Source organism: Bradyrhizobium sp. CCBAU 53415 (assembly GCF_028128735.1).
GTDB lineage: Bacteria > Pseudomonadota > Alphaproteobacteria > Rhizobiales > Xanthobacteraceae > Bradyrhizobium.
The window spans coordinates 1,237,822-1,256,072 of sequence record NZ_LBJF01000027.1 but is presented as its reverse complement, the minus strand read 5'-3'; the positions used below and the strand labels follow the sequence as shown (position 1 = coordinate 1,256,072).

Annotated in this window: 18 protein-coding genes; 7 read left to right on the top strand and 11 right to left on the bottom strand. The window is 65.3% G+C overall.

Features of this window, described 5'->3' with window-relative positions; translation table 11 throughout:
* Window positions 1-191: 191 nt before the first annotated feature.
* The 11 genes from XH87_RS34040 to XH87_RS33990 form a co-directional block, all read right to left on the bottom strand.
* On the bottom strand, window positions 192-1,235 hold the full coding sequence (locus XH87_RS34040) for a uroporphyrinogen decarboxylase family protein (RefSeq protein WP_271590582.1): 1,044 nt from the start codon (window positions 1,233-1,235) through the stop codon (window positions 192-194).
* A 36-nt stretch (window positions 1,236-1,271) separates the two neighbouring features.
* The gene (locus XH87_RS34035; protein WP_271590581.1) at window positions 1,272-2,141 is read right to left on the bottom strand and encodes a fumarylacetoacetate hydrolase family protein; all 870 of its coding nucleotides are present in this window, start codon (window positions 2,139-2,141) and stop codon (window positions 1,272-1,274) included.
* A gap of 3 nt (window positions 2,142-2,144) precedes the next feature.
* Entirely contained in the window at window positions 2,145-2,804 is a 660-nt protein-coding gene (locus XH87_RS34030; RefSeq protein ID WP_271590580.1) for a polysaccharide deacetylase family protein, read from the bottom strand.
* 11 nt (window positions 2,805-2,815) lie between these two features.
* Entirely contained in the window at window positions 2,816-3,625 is an 810-nt protein-coding gene (locus XH87_RS34025) for an ABC transporter permease (RefSeq protein ID WP_158670525.1), read from the bottom strand.
* Window positions 3,626-3,632: 7 nt separating this feature from the next.
* The gene (locus tag XH87_RS34020; protein ID WP_271590579.1) at window positions 3,633-4,439 is read right to left on the bottom strand and encodes an ABC transporter ATP-binding protein; all 807 of its coding nucleotides are present in this window, start codon (window positions 4,437-4,439) and stop codon (window positions 3,633-3,635) included.
* The gene (locus XH87_RS34015) at window positions 4,418-5,173 is read right to left on the bottom strand and encodes an ABC transporter permease (RefSeq protein WP_271590578.1); all 756 of its coding nucleotides are present in this window, start codon (window positions 5,171-5,173) and stop codon (window positions 4,418-4,420) included. Before XH87_RS34015 ends, XH87_RS34020 begins: the two co-directional genes overlap by 22 nt.
* Window positions 5,174-5,178: 5 nt before the next feature.
* A complete protein-coding gene (locus tag XH87_RS34010) occupies window positions 5,179-6,138 on the bottom strand; it encodes an ABC transporter substrate-binding protein (RefSeq protein WP_271590577.1) in 960 nt (319 codons plus the stop codon).
* A 50-nt stretch (window positions 6,139-6,188) separates the two neighbouring features.
* Window positions 6,189-6,917 carry a GntR family transcriptional regulator gene (locus tag XH87_RS34005; RefSeq protein ID WP_035715177.1) on the bottom strand — a complete coding sequence of 243 codons (729 nt, stop codon included), beginning with the start codon at window positions 6,915-6,917 and terminating at the stop codon, window positions 6,189-6,191.
* An 86-nt stretch (window positions 6,918-7,003) separates the two neighbouring features.
* A complete protein-coding gene (locus XH87_RS34000) occupies window positions 7,004-7,813 on the bottom strand; it encodes an N-acyl homoserine lactonase family protein (RefSeq protein WP_271590576.1) in 810 nt (269 codons plus the stop codon).
* An 11-nt stretch (window positions 7,814-7,824) separates the two neighbouring features.
* On the bottom strand, window positions 7,825-8,214 hold the full coding sequence (locus tag XH87_RS33995; protein WP_271590575.1) for a carboxymuconolactone decarboxylase family protein: 390 nt from the start codon (window positions 8,212-8,214) through the stop codon (window positions 7,825-7,827).
* A gap of 28 nt (window positions 8,215-8,242) precedes the next feature.
* A complete protein-coding gene (locus XH87_RS33990) occupies window positions 8,243-9,595 on the bottom strand; it encodes an MmgE/PrpD family protein (RefSeq protein WP_271590574.1) in 1,353 nt (450 codons plus the stop codon).
* 262 nt (window positions 9,596-9,857) lie between these two features.
* On the opposite strand from XH87_RS33990, the gene XH87_RS33985 reads away from it, so the two are divergent.
* The 7 genes from XH87_RS33985 (at window position 9,858) to XH87_RS33955 (ending at window position 18,231) form a co-directional block, all read left to right on the top strand.
* Complete coding sequence (locus XH87_RS33985) at window positions 9,858-10,751, top strand: NAD(P)-dependent oxidoreductase (protein WP_271590573.1); 894 nt, start codon at window positions 9,858-9,860, stop codon at window positions 10,749-10,751.
* 30 nt (window positions 10,752-10,781) lie between these two features.
* Window positions 10,782-12,176, top strand: coding sequence for an MmgE/PrpD family protein (locus XH87_RS33980; RefSeq protein WP_271590572.1), 1,395 nt, complete (start codon window positions 10,782-10,784; stop codon window positions 12,174-12,176).
* Window positions 12,177-12,271: 95 nt separating this feature from the next.
* Window positions 12,272-13,207 (top strand): branched-chain amino acid ABC transporter permease, encoded by a 936-nt coding sequence (locus tag XH87_RS33975; RefSeq protein ID WP_271590571.1) that lies wholly within the window; start codon window positions 12,272-12,274, stop codon window positions 13,205-13,207.
* Window positions 13,208-13,209: 2 nt separating this feature from the next.
* On the top strand, window positions 13,210-14,982 hold the full coding sequence (locus tag XH87_RS33970) for a branched-chain amino acid ABC transporter ATP-binding protein/permease (RefSeq protein ID WP_271590570.1): 1,773 nt from the start codon (window positions 13,210-13,212) through the stop codon (window positions 14,980-14,982).
* A complete protein-coding gene (locus tag XH87_RS33965) occupies window positions 14,969-15,676 on the top strand; it encodes an ABC transporter ATP-binding protein (RefSeq protein ID WP_271590569.1) in 708 nt (235 codons plus the stop codon). Before XH87_RS33970 ends, XH87_RS33965 begins: the two co-directional genes overlap by 14 nt.
* Window positions 15,677-15,710: 34 nt before the next feature.
* Window positions 15,711-16,961, top strand: coding sequence for an ABC transporter substrate-binding protein (locus XH87_RS33960; RefSeq protein ID WP_271590568.1), 1,251 nt, complete (start codon window positions 15,711-15,713; stop codon window positions 16,959-16,961).
* Window positions 16,962-16,995: 34 nt separating this feature from the next.
* Window positions 16,996-18,231, top strand: a complete 1,236-nt coding sequence (locus XH87_RS33955; protein ID WP_271590567.1) for an ABC transporter substrate-binding protein — start codon at window positions 16,996-16,998, stop codon at window positions 18,229-18,231.
* The last annotated feature ends 20 nt before the right edge of the window (window positions 18,232-18,251 follow it).

Here is an 18,251-nt window from a genome sequence, read left to right as displayed (position 1 = left end):
AAACTCGTGCCGCGCACCCAGGTCCTCATCCTGAGGGCCCGCCAACGGCGGGCGTCTCGAAGGATGGCCACAGGCGAGATCGCTCCCATATGCGATTGCCCTACCCGCTCAGCGGAGGGGGCGCTCGGCACCGATGCCAGCTTATGACCCCGAAGCGGACGACGGACATCGAGACGCCTCTCGGAAACGCGTCAACCGATCTCCCGCCGAACCATGGCCGCCGCCTCGCACATCGCCTTCAGCTTTCCGAACGCGGTTGCCCGCGGCATGTACTTCATGCCGCAATCGGGCGCCGGGATGAGGCGATCTGGTGAAACATGCTTCAGACCGTTGCGGATACGATCGGCCACGGTGTCGACGCTCTCGATCGCGGGGTCCGCGAGGTCGAGCACACCGAGCATGATCTTCTTCGACGAGAGGTCCTTGAGCACGCCGAGGTCGAGCTTCGGCTGTGCGGCCTCGATCGAGATCTGGTCGGCGGTGGTGTCGTCGAGTTCGGCGAGGAAGGAATAGCCGGCCGGCTTGTTCGAGCCCGGTACGACCGCCGCATAGCCGAAACAGAGATGGACGACGGTCGGCACGGTGATGCCCTTCAAGGCGCGGTTGATCGCCTTCACGGCGTAGCGCTTGGCCAGCTCCGGATTGTTGCGCACCCAGGGCTCGTCGAGCTGAATCACGTCGGCGCCGGCCTTCTGCAGATCGAGCGCCTCGGCATTGACGGCCTCGGCGAGGGCCATCGCGAGCTCCTCCTCATCCTTGTAGAACTCGTTCCTGGCCTGCTGGCTCATGGTAAACGGGCCCGGCAAGGTGATCTTGGCGGCGCGATCGGTGTTCTCGCGCAGGAATTGCATGTCATGCAATTCGACGGGACCTTTGCGCTTCACCGGGCCAACCACGCGCGGCACCGGGGTCTGGGTGTTGCCGGTGCGCGCCACGATCATCGCGGGCTTGTCCCCGTCGATGCCGTCGAGCGCCGTGGCGAAGCGGTTGGAATAGCTCTCGCGGCGGATTTCGCCGTCGGTCACGATATCGATGCCGGCACGCTCCATATCTCGGATCGCGACGATGGTCGCGTCGTCCTGCGCCTCCTCCAGATGCTCGGCCGGCAACCGCCACATGTCGTGCAGCCGGGTACGCGGCACCACCTTCGACAGCATCGCACGATTGACCAGCCATTCCGGCTGCGGGTAACTGCCGACCACGGTGGTCGGCAGGATGTGTGTCGGCATGGGCATGGGGTCCTCCTTCCTGTTCCTGGTGAGGGCGGCCGCTCAGGCCGCCCGCGTCGCCGCGGCTGCTCCCTCGTCCTTCACGGGATTGCGCAGGATGCCGATGCCGGAGATCTCGATCTCGACGACATCGCCGCCCTTCATCCAGAGCGGCGGCGTGCGATAGGCGCCGACGCCACCGGTCGTGCCTGTCACGATGACGTCGCCCGGAACGAGCTCGGTGAAGGTCGAGCAATAGGCGATCAGGGCCGGCACGTCGAACACGAGATCGGAGATCGGGGCCTTCTGCACCTCGACGCCATTGAGACGCGTGATCAGCGTCTGTTTGCTGATGTCGGTCAACTCGTCGGTCGTGACCATCCAGGGCCCGAAGCCGCCGGTGCCGGCGAAATTCTTGCCCGGCGCGAATTGCGAGGTGTGGCGCTGCCAGTCACGGATGCTGCCGTCGTTGTAGCAGGCATAGCCGGCGACGTGGCTGAGCGCGGATTCGCGCGAAATGCGGCGCCCGGCCTTGCCAATGATGACGGCCATCTCGCCCTCATAATCGAAACGTTCGGATTCGAGCGGCCGGATCATCGGCTGGCCATGACCGACCTGGCTGTTGGCAAAGCGGGTGAAGATCATCGGATGTGCCGGCGTCGGATGGCCGCTCTCGGTCAGATGCGTGGCGTAGTTGACGCCGATGCAGAAGATCTTGTCGGGATCCGGCACGGTCGGCAGCAGCGCGACGTCCTGCAGCGTGCAGTCGGGCTTCTCGCCGGCCAGCTTCTTCAGTTCGTCGAGTGAGCCCTTGGTCAACAGCGCCTTCAGCGTCGGATATGCCTTCAGGCGCTTGCCGGCATCGATGACGCCCTTGTCGGTGACGATGCCATAGCTCGCGGCCCCGGCGATCGTGAAGCTTGCAACTTTCATCGGTCAAACACTCTCTTCGATGGAGGAGACATAGTCGTCGATCGGAACGGCAATCTCGCCGCTGCGGATCGGAACGCATTGCGGCGGGAAGTCCTGGCGGAAGCGGGCGCCGGCCGCCTCGGCCCGGTCGAGGAATCGCTCGAGGCCATTCATCGCACCGGTCGGCAGATCGTGCAGCACCATCAGCGTCCAGGGCTGCCGGCTGCATTGGTCAAGTGCGCGCTCGGTCCAGCCCTCGGGATCATCCCAGTCGCGCGGGATTGCGTTCCAGAGCACGCAGCTGTGCTTGTTGCGGGTGAGATAGTCGACGACGGAAGGTTTCAGCAGCCGCTTGTCCAGATTGCCGCCGCCGCCGAACGGCCGGAACCAGCGCTGCGGATGCGCGAGATCGCCGATCGCTCGCTGCGTGCGGCCGATCTCGTTTTCTGCGGTATCGCGCTCCGATTGCTCCCCGAGCGGAATGCTGTGCGTAAAGGTATGATTGCCGATCCAGTGGCCCTCCCCGTGCGCACGCACCGCAAGGCCGCGCCGCTCGGGTGCGGCAAGCTTCTCGCCTATGACGAAGAAGGTGGTCTTGATTCCGCGCGCGCCGAGGATGTCGAGCACGCGCGGCGTTACATCGGGATCGGGACCGTTGTCGAATGTCAGGGTCAAATCGTACACGCTGGAATACCTCAGGTCGCCGGCTGCATCGTGCCCGACGCGATCTCGTCATTGGCCTGGCCGGCGCGGGTGCCGGTCTGCCAGATCGCCGCCTTGCGCTCGATCCAGCGGATCGCGGCGTTGAAGGCGATGGCGAGAAACAGCACCAGCAGCACGCCCGCGAACACGTGCGGACTGTCGAGGATGGTGCGGTAGCGCGAGATCAGATAGCCGATGCCGGCCGAGGAGATCAGCATCTCCGAGACGACGACGCCGACGATCACCAGCGCGCCGCCGACGCGCAGGCCCGACAGCACGGTCGGGATCGCCGCCGGGATGATGACGCGGACCAGCCGCTGGCCCAGCGTCGCACCCATGCTGCGGGCCGCGAGCAGGAGTTGCGGGTCGATGGTCTGGATACCGGCCGCGGTGGCAAGCATCGTCGGCAGGAAGCCGTAGATCGAGGCGAAGGCGATCTTGGACTCCGAGCCGATGCCGAGCCAGACCGTGAAGACGGGATAGAGGATCACGAGCGGCACCGCATAGAGGCTCGATATCATTGGCATGATCAGCACACGCGGACGCGGCAGGCTGCCGACAACGGCGCCGAGCAGGATGCCGCCACCGCAGGCAAACGCCATGGAGACCACGACCTCGTAGAGGGTCACCCCGAGCGCATGACCGTACTCGCCGGCCTCGGTCCACCCCGCCATCAGCGTCGAGGACAGCGACGGCAGGAACAGCTCGGGAATGAGGCCGGTGCGCGGCAACAGCTCCCACAGCGCGATCAGGCCGATCACGATCAGATATCGCAGCGTCTTCGCACTTATCCTGGCGCTCATCTCCGCCTCACGCCGATTTGCGGATGTGCCGCCAGATGCGATCGCGCAAGCTCCCGAAGGCATCGCCGCTCAGCATCTCGTAGGTGCGCGGCCGCGGCAGCTGGACCTGAAGATGATCCACGATGCGGCCGGGCCGCGCCGACATCACGATCACCTCGTCGGCGAGATAGACGGCTTCGGTGAGGCTGTGCGTGACGAAGACGACGGTCTTTCCGGTCGCCGCCCAGATCCGCAGCAGTTCATCGCCCATGGTCATACGCGTCTGCTCGTCGAGCGCCGCGAACGGCTCGTCCATCAATAGCACCGGCGGATCCTGCACCAGCCCGCGCGCGATCGAGACACGCTGCTTCATGCCACCTGACAGCTCATGCGGGTGGCGCTTGCCAAAACCTTCGAGGCCGACCAGTTTCAGCGCATCCCGCGCCTTGGCCCGGCGCTCGGTCTTCGGCACGCCGCGCAGCGCCAGCGGAAACTCGACATTGTCCTCCGCCGTCAGCCAGGGAAACAGGCTCGCCTCCTGGAACACGACGCCGACCCTGTCGGGATCAGGCTGCAGGATCGGCGCGCCATTGATGGTGATCGTGCCTGCGGTCTGCTGCCGCAGCCCCGCCATCATCATCAAAAGGGTCGACTTGCCGCAGCCGCTCGGGCCGACCAGCACCACAAAACGGCCGGGCTTGATCTCCAGCGAGACATCCTCCAGCGCGACGACGTCCTGCGACCTGGTCTTGAAGACCTGGCCGACATTCTTCACCTCGATTGCGCCGGCGCGCGCGGCGGGCTTCAACGGGGTCACGTTCGCCAATGGCTGCATCGCGTTTCCACCCATCTGACAAGCTCGTTGAAGGTCATGGCGATCGCGGCGACCATCACGACGCCGGCGAGCAGCTGCTTCATCTGGAAATTCTCGCCCCAGGTCGCGATCTGGTGGCCGATGCCGTCGCGCGAGGCGTACATCTCGGCGAGGATTACGCCGGTGAGGTTGAAGATCATGGAGATCCGCAAGGCCTCCAGCAGCACCGGCAGCATGCTGGGCAGGTAGACGCGGAACGCGGTCTGCATCGGGGTTGCGCCATAGGAGCGCGCCACCGTCAGATGCTCGACCTTGACCGACTCTACCGCGGTCGTGGTCGACATGATCACGATGAAGATGGTCGAGAAAAAGCCGAAGCCGACCTTCTGGGCAAAGCCGACGCCGAACACGAGGATGAACATCGGCAGGAAGATCGACTTCGGGATGCTGAAGGCGAAGAACAGCAGCGGCTTGGCGACGTCGGCGAAGTAGCGGTTCTCCGCGACCAGGAAGCCGATCATCGCGCCAAAGGGCACGGCCAGCGCGAACGCCGCCAGCACCTCGGTCGCGGTGACCATCAGGTCCTTCTGCACGGCCGCGCGCTGGAGGAGGTCTCCAAGCGTCACGAACGTGTCGGACGCCGACGGCAGCAGGCGAGGATTGACGATGCCGGTGCGCGACAGCACCTCCCACAGCGCCAGGATCGCGACGATGATCGCGATCCGCGCAAGGTTGATGACGAGCGTGCTCTGCATCGCCGCTACCTGGTCGGGACGGGCTTGAACTTGGTCGAGATCACGTCCTCGACTGGCACGATGTCCTTGAGACCGCCGAGCTTGGCGAGGTCGAGCGACAACTGCACGGCCGCATTCACGTTGGGCGCGCCCATGTCGCCGCTGGTCTCGAGCTTCATGATCGTATTGTCGTATTCCAGGCCGGCGATCTCCGGCGGCATCTCGTAGAGCTCGGCGATCAGCTTGACGGTGACGTCGCGATTGGCGCGCATGAACGCGACCGCACCATAGAGGGCGTTCACCGCTTTCTGCACGAGCTGGGGTTTCGCATCGGCGAATTTGTCGAGCACGATCCAGCCCGCGGTGAGGTTCGGCGGAACCGCGGTCGAATAGTCGAGGATGGTCTTGGCTTCGCCTGATTTCGAGATCTGGAAGCTCAGCGGCGAATAGACCACGGCGGCGTCGACATTGCCGGCGAGCAGGTTCGGCACCAGGCCGCCGCCACCGACCGGGACGCGCGTGAAGTCGATCTTCTTGTCCTGGATGGTCCACAGCGCAAGCAGGTCCGAGCCGGAGCCGGCCGCGGTGATCGCAACCTTCTTGCCGTTGAGGCCCTTGACGTCGAGCGTGGATTTGGTCGGCACCATCAACTGCCAGCCGAAATTGCCCATTGCGGCATTCGCGACGATCCGCGACATCACGCCCTTCTTGCGTCCGGCCGAGACCAGCGACGGCGGATCGAGGATGATGTCGGCCGCGCCCGCAGCCATGCCCTCGAACGTCTCGGCGCCACTGCGGTAGATGGTCAGTTCCGCCTGGATGCCCTCCTTCTCGAACAGTTTTTGCCTCACAGCCGTCTCGGCGATCGTCGTCGGCCAATAGGTTTTCGTGGGCAGGCCGACGCGAATGGTGTCGGCGGCGCTCGCAGGGCCGGCAAGAATTGCGGCGGCGACGAGCGGCATGACGTAACGGCGATTGATCTTCATGATCTGCTTCCTCCCGGTCTCTGTTCTTGTTTGCCGGATTTTCCGGATCGTCAGGTCGCGCTGCTCACCTCCGCAATGCGCGAGGCAGCGAGCTCGACGAACTCTTTGGTGATGCCGAAGTGCCTTGACAACGCGCGAACTGCCGCATCCGCATCGCGTTTGATCACGGCAGCGACGATCGCCTTGTGCTCAGCTTCGACGTCGCGCGGCTTGCTACCGATCTCGCGACGGATCGATAGCCGGCGATAGCGCTCGCTCTGCTCATGCAGCACGTCGCGAAAGCCGAGCAGCCAGGACGAGCCGCAGGCGTTGACCAGCGCACGGTGGAAGATGCGATGACGGATCACCCACTCCTCGTAGTGCACGGTAGGGTCGTCGGGGTAGTGATAGGGAACGGCCTTCAGATCCGCCCAGGCCGATTTCACCGATGCGAGCCAGGCATCGTCGCCGCGCTCGATCGAACGGCGGAGCGCAAGCCCCTCGATGTCGATCCGCGTCTGCGTCACGTCGGCGAGATCGGCGAGCGACACCGGGCTCACCCGAAAGCCGCGCTGGTCGGAAGCCTGCACGAGCCCGTCGGCGACCAGCCGCGACAGCGCCTCCCGGACGGCCGCGAGGCTCACGGAGAACTGCTTGGCGAGCCCCGCGATATGCAGCTTCTGCCCCGGCAGCAGCCGAGTCGCCAGAATATCGGCGCGCAGGCGTTCGTGCAGCGCCGACGTCAGGCTGCGCGGACCATCCCCGGGGCTTCCGGACAACTGGAACTGAAGCGGACTCATGCCCGGATGATTGCAAGGCAGTGTGCGCGGGTCAATAGAAAATCGAAAATCGATTTTTATGGTTACACCACCCCATGCTCGACGTCCTATGAATGAGGGGCTCCGGACGGCGCGACGTCGAGGCGAACGGCGACACCATTCAGCTCAGGTCTTGGCGCCGGGTAGAGCTTCATGACCTGCGGATCATGGCCGGGGACGATGTGGTCCGCGCTGGGTGCTGCGGCGCGCAGCCTGTCGAATCCCACCAGCATGTCGCCGACATGAAACGCCGTCGTGAACGGACGCTCGCTGGTCATGTTCTCGTAGAAATGACTGACGTCGGAGGCGAGCACGACGGGCCCACGTCGCGTGGTGACGCGGACAAACTGAAGACCGGCGGAATGGCCGCCGGCGGCATGAACGGTCAATCCGGGCGCGATCTCAGCGTCGCCGTCGTAGAACAGCACCCGGCGCGCGTAGTTCAGCCGCACGATTCCGCAGACATCCTCGACCTCGAAGGAATGCGACAGTCGCGGATAGTGCATATAGCGCCCGGTGGCGTAGGCGAGTTCGCGCTCCTGGAGATGAAAGCGCGCATTCGGAAACCGGTCGAAATTGCCGGCGTGGTCGTAGTGCAGATGCGTGAGGATGACGTCCTTGACGTCGGCGACGTCGACATCGAACGCGGCCAGCGTTTCCACCGGGCAGCGCAGGAATGTCCGCCTGCGCTGCCTTGCGATTTCCGCGTTGAACCCCGTGTCGATGACGAAGGTGCCTCCACTTCCCTTGGCCAGCCACATGAAATAGTCCATCGGCATCGGCCCGTCATGCGGGTCGCCGCCGATGAAGTGCTCGCTCCGCTGCGCATCACGCGTGGCATAGCGAATCGCGAAAAGCTCGTATTCCGGGCCAGCCATGGGATTCACGCTCAGGAACCGGGCGCGTCGGCCTCGTTGAAAGCCTCGCGGGCATTGCGGAAGGCGTCGATGCCGGCGGGAACGCCGCAATAGACGGCGACCTGGAGCAGGATCTCCTTGATCTCCTCCTTGGTCAGCCCATTCTTCAGGGCACCTTTCACGTGGAGCTTCAGCTCATGCGGCCGGTTCAGCGCGCCGAGCATCGCCAGATTGACGATCGAGCGGGTGCGACGGTCGACGCCGGGCCGCGTCCACAAGGCCCCCCAGCAGAATTCGGTCGACCACTCCGCCATCGTGCGCGTGAACTCGTCGGCACCAGCGATCGACTTGTTGACGTAGTCCTCGCCGAGCACCTCCTTGCGGACCTTGAGGCCCTTTTCGAACAGTTCAGTCTTGCTCATGATCGTCCCTTTCAGGTCTTGAGAACTTCTAGTTGGAAGCGGTATGGCTCGACGCAAACGGCGGCCGCAGCGATTGCAGGAGAGCGGCGACGTCATCGACCGTATCCAGCCGCCAGACTGCGTCGATGACACGGTCCGCGTCCCAATCGCTTCGACCGGTCCGCACGCCCTCGCGCAGCTTTTCCTCGAGGTCGCGATCTCCAAGCGGCGCCGCCAGGCTGCCGCGCGGCGAGACGACGGTCTCGGTCAACACCCCGCCGGACGACAGGCGCAAGGTCACGCGTGCCGCGCCGTCAGGCATCTCGGCGTCCAGCTCCGCCCTCACCTTTTGTCGCAGCTGCGCGATATCGGGCCTGACCACGGTGTCGTGCGCGAATTCGGCGACGCCAGCCGTGCCGAGCAACAGCCCGCAAGCCACGCAATGCTGGATGCTCACTCGCGCATCACGCTCGTTGTTGACGGGGCGATCGCCGCGCGCCAGCAGCAGCGCCGAGCCCTGCACAATCACCCATTCGATCTGGTCGCACCTCCGGTCAATCCGCTCGCGCAACAACAGGCAGGCGTCGATGACCGAATGGAACACGATGCCCGCGGGATAGGGCTTATAGGTGTTCTTCGCGATCTCCCAGCTCCTGCCGAGACGATCGAGAAGACGAGCGAGATCCGGCTCGTCTCCCATGGTGCGCGCCCAGCCGAGCGGCCCCTCGATGGCGCGCGGCGCGGCCTCGTAGCCCTGCTGCGCGAGCAGCGCTGCGAACAATCCGTTGCGCGCGGCGTTCCCCACGCTCACGTTCTTGGCCGCGCTCGGCAGGTTCTCGACATTGCCGGCCGACTGGCTCGCCGCTAGCCCGATGGCGTTCGCGATTCCTTCCGCCGGCAGCCCCAACAGTCTCGCGCACGCCGCCGCGGCGCCGAAGATTCCGCAGGTCGATGTGATGTGCCAGCCGCGCGCGTAGTGGTGCGGCGAGACCGCATTGCCGATGCGGCATTCGACATCCACACCGAGGATGAACGCGGTCAGCACCTCGCGCCCCGATAGCCTGCGCGACTCCGCGAGCGCCAGCACAGGAGCTGCGACCGGCGCGGCAGGATGAATGATCGTTTCCGGATGCGTATCGTCGAAGTCGAGCAGATTTGCCGAGATGGCATTGAGAAACGACGCGCAGAGTGCATCCATCGGCTGGGAGAGACCGATAATTGTCGATGTCGCGGTCCCGCTGAACGGCGACAGCGTGCGCATCGCGACGGTAACGACCGGATCGCGTGCGGAGCCGAGCGCGGTTGCAAAGAAATTGAGGATCGACCGTCGCGCCTCGTGACCTTGCGCCTCGACGTCCGCCCATGACGACGCTGCGATGAAATCGGCAAGCGTCCTGCTCACACTCGAAATTGAATCTTGCGGCACGCGGGGCGTCTTCCTCGTTTTCTTCCCTCGTTTTCCTGGACCTTATGCCGATCCGCGGCAAACTGTCGACCCCAAATGTTATGCTTGACAGCTTGTCTGACAATCATAACAATCCGCCCGCTGGCGCGGGATCCCCGCCGCCGCAATGACGGCGGCCGGCCGGACCGGCCGTCGAAACAACATCGACGACGGTCAGGAAAGCGCACCCGACGGCGGATCGCGCAACAGGGAGTAGACGATGGCGGGAGAGACGCTCGGCGTGATCGGCACGGGCCGCATGGGCGGCCCCATGGCGGGACGATTGATGGACGCGGGCTATTCGCTCGTCGTCTACGACACGCAGGCCGACGCGACGCAGCCGCTGGTCGAGCGCGGCGCCCAGCTCGGCAGAACGCCTGCGGATGTCGCCTCTCGCGCCGACATCGTGCTCGCCAGCCTGCCGACACCGGATATCGTGAAGGCCGTTGCGCTCGGCCAGGACGGCATCAGCAGCGGCAACCGCGCGAAGGTCGTGATTGACCTCTCCACCTCTGGCCCTGGCGCGGCGAAGTTCGTCGCGGAAGGGCTGAAAGCCAGGGGCATGACCCTGGTCGATGCGCCCGTGAGCGGCGGCATCAAAGGCGCCGTCAACGGCACGCTGGCGGTAATGGTGTCGTGCCCGCAATCCACCTACGAGACGGTTCAGCCGATCCTGAGGAATTTCGGCAAGCTGTTCTACACCGGCGACAAGCCCGGCGTGGCGCAGACGGCCAAGCTCGCCAACAATCTGATGGCTGCCGCAGCGCTGGTGATCACGTCGGAAGCCGTCGCCATGGGCGTCAAGGGCGGCGTCAACGCAAAGGTGCTGATCGACATCATCAACGCCAGCAGCGGCCGCAACAGCGCCTCCGAAGACAAATTCCCACGCGCGGTGCTGCCGGGCACCTTCGATTTCGGCTTCACCACCGGTCTTTCCTACAAGGATGTCCGTCTCTGCGTGGATGAAGCCGAGGCCATGGGCGTGCCGATGGTCTGCGGCGCGGTGGTGCGGCAGATGCTGGCGATCACCAACGCCAAGTACGGCGCTTCGTCCGATTTCACCTCGATCGCCAAGGTGCTCGAGGAGTGGGCCGGAGTCGAGATGCGCGGCTGAGCGCACAGGCCCAGGGGAGAGCAACCTGCGATGACCATCGGCCCGACCGGATCAGGCAAGGTGCCGCTCGCGCGCCAGATGGCGCGGAGCGCGCTTGCGCTGAATATCGGTTGCTTTGAGCCGGAGGTCGTCGCCAAGGCAAAGCTCTGCCTGCTCGACTTCCTGTCCTGCGCCTTCGAGGCGGGCCATCACCCCTGGAGCCGTCAGGCGATCGCGATCGCGCAAGGCGGCGGCAGCGCGACAATCATCGGGACCTCGCAACTGTCCTCGCCGACCGGCTCAGCCTTCGCCAATGCCGTGATGGGTCACGGCCTCGTGCGCGAAGACATGCATGCGGCCAGCATCGCGCACCACGGCGTCGTGATCTGGCCCACTCTCCTCGCGCTGTCCGAACAGACCCCGCTGCACGGCGTCAGGCTGCTCACAGCCGCCATCATCGGCTATGAGGCCGGCGCGCGAATCGGCCGCGCGCTGCTGACGTCCGATCTCGCGCGCCTCTATCGCCCCACCGGACTTGTAGCCCCCCTGGGCGCTGCGCTCGGCGGAAGCTACGCGCTCGGGCTTTCCGAGGACCAGGCGACCAGCGCCATCGCGATCGCGGCCAATACGTCCAGCGGACTGAACGAGTGGCCGCATGCCGGCGGCTCGGACATGTATTTCCATCCGGGCTTTGCCGCCAGCAATGCGATCAAGGCCATCGGCCTTGCCGCAGCCGGCGCTTTCGGCTCGGAAACCATACTGGAGGGCGAAGCCGGCCTGTTCGCCGCCTACCGCCGCCAGGCCGCGCCCGACAGCATCACGCTCTTCCCGAACGGCGAGTGCGAGATCATGGCCGTCTACAACAAGCCGGTCCCCGCCTGCAATTTTGCGCAGACAGCTGCACAGGCAGCGCTTCGCGTCTCGCACGAGCTTGCCGGCATCGACGACATCAGCCGCGTCGTCATTCGCGCTCCCGATGCCGCCGTCCGCTATCCCGGCTGCGACTCCACGGGCCCCTATCGGAATGCGCTCCAGGCCAAGATGAGCATCCCCTTCAGCGTCGCAGCTACGTTGGCGCGGGGTGAGATCGAGGAAGAGAACTATGCGGGGCTCGATGATGCCGACATCGCCCGGCTGGTTTCGGTCACGGACCTCAAGGCGGATCCCGGCTTCACCGCCGCCTTCCCCGGCAAGCAGGGCGCGGATGTAACCGTGCATCTGCGCGACGGCCGGACCTTCCGGCACGCCCTGCCCGACGTCATCGCCGCAACACCTTCAGACATTCGCGCACGCTTCCGCAGCTCCGCAGCCAGAGTCCTCGGCGGCGATCGCGCGCATCGGCTCGAGCAATTCATCGACGACTGCGAACAGCTCGACAATGCCGGAATCATCGCCGCGCAATGTCGCCTCGACGCAACGGAACGGACCTTACGATCGGCATCATAAGAAGTGCCGGAGAGTTATGGGGGAGACATGGTCGACTTGGAGACCAACGTAGCATCGTCAGCAGCCGGTGCAGACGCCGCACGGAGGCGGGGCTGATGGAAGGATTCCTGCAAGCGCTCGCCGCGGGCCTTCTGATCGGCGCCATCTACGGCCTGATGTGTGTCGGGCTCGGCCTGATCTTCGGCGTCATGCGGGTCATCAACTTCGCCCATGGCGACTTCATGATGCTCGGCATGTACGCCGCCTTCCATCTCTTCACCGCCGCCGGCGTTCAGGCGGTGTTCGGCAACACGGTCGGACCGTTCGTCGCGATCCTGCTGGCCGGCCCCGTGCTCGCCGTGTTCGGCTATTTCGTTCATCGGATGCTGATCTCGCACGTGTCAGGCACGCGCACCGCCTCGCTGGAAGGCGAAGGTCATTACGCCCAGCTCATCCTCACGCTCGGCATCGCGTTGATCCTGCAGAACGGCGGCCTCATCGTGTTCGGCTCGGTGCTGGCCTCGATCCGCACGCCGCTGTCGAGCTCGGCCTGGGAGCTCGGCCCATTCTTCGACATGAGCATCTTCCTCAACAAGGCGCGCAGCATCGACGCGATCGTCTCGCTGGCGATCATGACCCTGCTCTCGCTGCTGATCGCGCGGACCCGGATCGGAAAGTCGCTCCGCGCTGCCGCGGACAATCCGACCGCAGCGACCTATATGGGCATCGACGTCGACCGCGCACACCGCACCGCCTTCGCGCTCGGCTGCGGCATCACCGCGATCGCCGGCGGCCTGCTCGCCACCAACTACCCGTTCCATCCGTTCGTCGGCCTCGAATACGTCATCGTCATGTATGCCGGCGTCGTGCTCGGCGGCATGGGCAGCATCATCGGCGCCTTCTGGGGCGGCATGACGATCGGCCTCGTGCAGCAGATGTCGACGCTGATCCTGCCGACGCAGTTGCAGAACGCGGCGATCTTCGCCGTCTTCCTCCTCATCGTCTTCTTCCGCCCGCAAGGCTTCTTCGGGCGCATGGTCGAGAGGACGTGAGCATGCTCCGGATGCGTTCCTTTCTGCCTCCCCTGCTCTTCACGCTTGCCTATGCCGGGATCTCGCTCGGCGTCACCAACTCGTACTACCAGCTCATCCTGACGCTGGTGCCCGTATGGGCGGTGTTCGGGCTGTCGTGGAATCTGCTCAGCGGCTATACCGGCCTGATCTCGTTCGGTCACGCCGCCTTCTTCGGGATCGGCGCCTATGCGACCGCGCTCGGGCAGATCTATTTCAACATCTCGCCGTGGCTGCTGATCCCGATCGCCGCCATGCTCGGCGGCATCGCCGGGCTGCTGATCGGCTTCCCGACCTTCCGCCTGCAAGGCCACTATTTCGCCTTGGCGATGCTCGCCTATCCGCTCGCCATCCTCTACGTCTTCGAGTGGCTCGGCTTCCAGGAGGTGACGCTTCCGATCAAGCGCGAGGCGCCGATCGCCTATATGCAGTTCGCCGATCCGCATCTCTACACCCTGCTGGGGCTGGCCATCATGTTCGCCACCATCGTGCTGACGCAGGTGATCGAGCGATCCCGCTTCGGCATGGCCCTGCTCGCGATCAAGCAGAACGAGGCGGCGGCCGAGGCAGCCGGGATCAACACCTTGGCCTGGAAACTGCGCGCAATCACGCTGAGCGGGGCAATCGCCGCCGCCATCGGCGGCTTCTACGCACAGGTGCTGCTGGTCGTGACGCCGCAATCGGTGTTCGGCATGCTGGTGTCCGCGCAGGCGCTGACGGTGGCGATGTTCGGCGGCGTCGGCACGGTCTGGGGGCCGGTGATCGGCTCGGTGATCCTGATTCCCCTTGCCGAGATCCTGCACGCCGAGGCCGGCGCGCGCTTCCCCGGCATTCAGGGCGTGATCTTCGGCTTCGCCATCGTCTGCGTCATCCTGATGGCGCCGGAGGGACTGTTCTGGAAGTTGCGCGACCTCCTGCGCAAGCGGTTCGCCCCCGAGGCAGCTGGTGCCGCGGCCCCAGTGGCATCGACCGCCAACGTCACGGCGCTGAAACCCGCCATGCGACAGCGCGCCGCGACCGGCGAGGTCGTGCTCGAGGTCAAGAACCTGTCGCGCTCCTTCGGCGGCCTCAAGGCGGTGCAGGATGTCAGCTTCAAGCTGCACAAGAACGAGATCCTCGGCATTATCGGACCGAACGGCGCCGGCAAGACCACGCTGTTCAATCTCCTCAACGGCTTCCTGAAGCCGAACCAGGGCGAGGTGCTGGTCGACGGCCGCAACATGTCCGGCCAGCGCCCGCACGTGATCTGCGAGGCCGGCATCGGCCGCACTTTCCAGGTGATGCGGCCGTTCCTGCGCATGTCGATCCTCGACAATGTCGTGGTGGGCGCCTATGTGCGCGCGCGATCCGACGAGGAGGCGCGCAAGCTTGCCGCCGACGCCGTCGCCCGCGTCGGGCTCTCCGCCGTGGCGGACCGTGTCGCCGGCGAGCTTTCGACCAAGGAGTTGCGGCTGATGGAGCTTGCCCGCGCCATCGCCGGCCAGCCGCGCATCCTGCTGCTCGACGAGACGCTCGCGGGCCTCGGCCATGGCGAAGCCGACGAGGTCGTCGCCGTGATCCAGCAGCTCGCACGCGACGGCATGACCATCGCGATCATCGAGCACACGATGCAGGCGATGGTCCGCCTGGTCGACAGCTTCCTCGTGCTCGACCACGGCGCCGTCATCACCGAGGGGCTGCCCGAGGTGGTGACACGCGACAGCCGGGTGATCGAAGCCTATCTCGGCAAGAAATGGGTGGGCCATGCTGCGAATTGAGGGATTGAGCGCGGGCTATTCCGCGAAGCCCGTCCTGAACGACGTCTCGATCGAAGTCGGCGCGGGTCAGTTCGTCGCGATCGTCGGTCCGAACGGCGCCGGCAAGACCACGCTGTTCAAGACGATCTCCGGCATCGTGAAGCCGAGCGGCGGGGCAATCACGTTCGACGGAGTCGATCTCCTCGCGGTGCCGCCGCCACGGCGCGCCCATCTCGGCATCGCCCACGTCCCCGAGGGCCGCCAGGTCTTCCCGTCGCTGACCGTGATGGAGAATCTGGAAATGGGCGCGATGACCGAGAGCGGGCGCCGGGACTGGCAGGCCAATATCGAGCGGATCTTCGAATGGCTGCCGGTACTGAAGGAGCGCCGCAGTCAATTCGCCGGCACGATGTCCGGCGGCCAGCAGCAGATGCTGGCAATCGGCCGCGGTCTCGCCTCCTCGCCGAAGCTCTTGATGCTGGACGAGCCCTCGATGGGGCTCGCGCCATCGACCGCGGACTTCATCTTCGAACGCCTGATCGAGATACGGCGCCAGTCCGGACTGACCATGCTGCTGGTCGAGCAGCGCGTCGCGGAAGCGCTTGAATCCGCCGATCACGGCTATGTCCTCGAAGCCGGGCACGTCGTGCTCCAAGGCAACAACGCCACCCTGCGCGCCGACGACCGCGTGCGGAAGGCCTATCTCGGCATGTAACGAACTCAAGAACAATGATCAGGGAGGAAACAAGATGAACAGGACATCGAATGGCAGGATATCGACGGGCTTGACGCGTCGGACCGTGCTGTCGGGCGCCGCCGCCGTCGGCCTCGCCGGCGTGGCACGCGCGCAGGCCCCCGGCGAGATCAAGGTCGGGCTGATCGTACCGCTGTCGGGCATCTATACCCGCCCCGGCCAGGTGATGAAGATGGGCGCCGAGATGGGCGTCGAGCACATCAACGCGCAAGGCGGCATCAAGGCGCTCGGCGGCGCCAAGCTGAAGCTCGTGGTGATCGATTGCGGCGACACCACCGAGAAAGCCAAGAACGCGGCACAGCGCATGGTGGCGCAGGAGCCTGATCTGGTCGCCGCAACGGGCTCCTATCTCTCCTCCTTCACGCTCGCCGTCACCGAGGTGACCGAGCGCGCCGAACTGCCGGTGCTGACGCTGTCCTATTCGGACCTGCTCACCGACCGCGGCTTCAAGTACATTTTCCAGACGGCTGCGACCGCGAGCCGCCAGTCCGAGCTCGGCCTGCCGACGCTGATGAAGCTCGCCGAGAATGCCTCAGGCAGGAAGCCGAAGACCGTGGCGATGCTGATGGACAACACCGCGACATCGGTCGCAACGGCCAAGGCGCTCAAGGAAAGGCTTTTCGCGCAGGAAGGCCTCCAGCTGGTGGTCGAGGAAGTCTGGACGCCGCCGCTGTCGGATGCGACGCCGCTGATCCAGAAGGTTCGTTCGGCCAAGCCCGATCTGCTGCTGTTCATGCCGAATGCGGTGTCGGACGCCAAGCTGGGCCTGGAGAAGATCAGCGAGTTCGGCCTCGGCCAGGGCAAGATCCCGACCGTGTCCTTCAGCATCACCATTGCCGAGCCGGACATGCTCCAGAGCGTGAGCCCGGAGACGGTGCAAGGCATCATGACCATCGTCGCCAACTGGGGCTCGAAGGGCCACGAGGCCCTGATCGCCGAGCTCAAGGCAAAATACAAGGAGCCCTGGATGACGCAGAACGTCATCTCGACCTATGGCGACATGTGGCTGATGAAGGAAGCGCTGGAGAAGGCCGGCAAGGCCGACCGCAACGCGGTCGCGCAGGCGTTCCGCACCATGGATGCCGGTCCGTCGAAATACTATCCGGGCGGTCAGCTCAAATTCGACGAGAAGGGCCGCAGGATCGGCGCCGGCGTCGTCATCGTGCAGTGGCAGTCGGGCGTGCCAGTCACCGTTTATCCGCCTGACCTCGCGCAGGCGCAGCCGTTCTGGCCGAAGAAATCCTGACAGCGTCGCGAATATTCAAGGGAGGAGGATTGTCATGACTGCAAGAAGCAAGATCACGATCACCCGACGAACGCTGCTTGCCGGCGCCTCCGGCACGCTGATCGCATCCCGTGCCTGGGCCCAGCAACCCTCGGAAGTCAAGGTCGGCCTGCTGGTGCCGATCTCCGGGCTCTATGCGCGTCCGGGAACGGTGATGCGCGAGGGCGCCGAAATGGCGGTGGAGCACATCAACGCGCAAGGCGGCATCAAGGCGCTCGGCGGCGCCAAGCTGAAGCTCGTCGTGCTCGATTCCGGCGACACCACGGAGAAGGCCAAGAACGCCGCCCAGCGCATGGTGGCCCAGGAGAGCGACCTCGTCGCGGCAAGCGGCGCCTATCTGTCGTCGTTCACGCTCGCGGTCACCGAGGTCACCGAACGCGCCAACCTGCCCGTCCTCACCCTCTCCTACTCCGACCTGATCACGGATCGCGGCTTCAAATACGTGTTCCAGACGTCTGCCACGGCGGGCTCCCAGGCACGACAGGCGTTGCCGCAGATCATCAAGCTGGCGGAGACGGCGTCCGGCAAGCGGCCGAAGACGGTCGCGATCCTCACCGACAATACCGCGGCGTCAATCGCCTCCGCAAAGTCGATGCGCGAGGGCCTGCTGGCGGAGAACCAGCTGCAGCTGATCGTCGACGAGACGTTCACGCCGCCGCTCGCAGATGCGACGTCGCTGGTGCAGAAGATCCGCTCGGCCAAGCCCGACCTGCTCTTCTTCCTGCCGACGGTGATCTCGGACGCCAAGCTGCTGCTGGAGAAGATGAACGAGTTCGGCCTCGGCCAGGGCAAGGTTCCGACGATCTCGTTCGGCATCGCGATTGCCGAACCCGACATGCTGCAGACCGTGAGCCCCGAACTGCTCCAGGGCGTCTTGACCTGCGTCGCCAGCTGGGGCGCCAAGGGCCACGAAGCGCTGATCGCCGAATTGAAGACCCGCTACAAGGAGCCGTGGATGACGCAGAACGCGATCTCCACCTATGGCGACATGTGGGTGATCAAGGACGCGCTGGAGAAGGCCGGCAAGGCCGACCGCGTCGCCGTCGCCGAAGCGCTGCGCACCATGGATGCGGGCCCCTCGAAATACTACCCGCTGGGCGAGATCAAGTTCGACGGGAAAGGACGCCGCGTCGGCGCCGGCATGACCATCGTGCAGTGGCAATCCGGCGTGCCGGTGACGGTGTTCCCGCCCGAACTGGCGCTGGCAAAACCGTTCTGGCCGAAGAGCTGACAACGCCCGAACAAGAAAGG

Excerpts from the sequence above, each read along its gene's own strand:
- XH87_RS34040 (WP_271590582.1), bottom strand. The coding sequence starts at position 1,235 with ATGCCCATGCCGACACACATCCTGCCGACCACCGTGGTCGGCAGTTAC.
- XH87_RS34035 (WP_271590581.1), bottom strand. The coding sequence starts at position 2,141 with ATGAAAGTTGCAAGCTTCACGATCGCCGGGGCCGCGAGCTATGGCATC.
- XH87_RS34025 (WP_158670525.1), bottom strand. The coding sequence starts at position 3,625 with ATGAGCGCCAGGATAAGTGCGAAGACGCTGCGATATCTGATCGTGATC.
- XH87_RS34020 (WP_271590579.1), bottom strand. The coding sequence starts at position 4,439 with ATGCAGCCATTGGCGAACGTGACCCCGTTGAAGCCCGCCGCGCGCGCC.
- XH87_RS34015 (WP_271590578.1), bottom strand. The coding sequence starts at position 5,173 with ATGCAGAGCACGCTCGTCATCAACCTTGCGCGGATCGCGATCATCGTC.
- XH87_RS34010 (WP_271590577.1), bottom strand. The coding sequence starts at position 6,138 with ATGAAGATCAATCGCCGTTACGTCATGCCGCTCGTCGCCGCCGCAATT.
- XH87_RS34005 (WP_035715177.1), bottom strand. The coding sequence starts at position 6,917 with ATGAGTCCGCTTCAGTTCCAGTTGTCCGGAAGCCCCGGGGATGGTCCG.
- XH87_RS34000 (WP_271590576.1), bottom strand. The coding sequence starts at position 7,813 with ATGGCTGGCCCGGAATACGAGCTTTTCGCGATTCGCTATGCCACGCGT.
- XH87_RS33995 (WP_271590575.1), bottom strand. The coding sequence starts at position 8,214 with ATGAGCAAGACTGAACTGTTCGAAAAGGGCCTCAAGGTCCGCAAGGAG.
- XH87_RS33985 (WP_271590573.1), top strand. The coding sequence starts at position 9,858 with ATGGCGGGAGAGACGCTCGGCGTGATCGGCACGGGCCGCATGGGCGGC.
- XH87_RS33980 (WP_271590572.1), top strand. The coding sequence starts at position 10,782 with ATGACCATCGGCCCGACCGGATCAGGCAAGGTGCCGCTCGCGCGCCAG.
- XH87_RS33975 (WP_271590571.1), top strand. The coding sequence starts at position 12,272 with ATGGAAGGATTCCTGCAAGCGCTCGCCGCGGGCCTTCTGATCGGCGCC.
- XH87_RS33970 (WP_271590570.1), top strand. The coding sequence starts at position 13,210 with ATGCTCCGGATGCGTTCCTTTCTGCCTCCCCTGCTCTTCACGCTTGCC.
- XH87_RS33965 (WP_271590569.1), top strand. The coding sequence starts at position 14,969 with ATGCTGCGAATTGAGGGATTGAGCGCGGGCTATTCCGCGAAGCCCGTC.
- XH87_RS33960 (WP_271590568.1), top strand. The coding sequence starts at position 15,711 with ATGAACAGGACATCGAATGGCAGGATATCGACGGGCTTGACGCGTCGG.
- XH87_RS33955 (WP_271590567.1), top strand. The coding sequence starts at position 16,996 with ATGACTGCAAGAAGCAAGATCACGATCACCCGACGAACGCTGCTTGCC.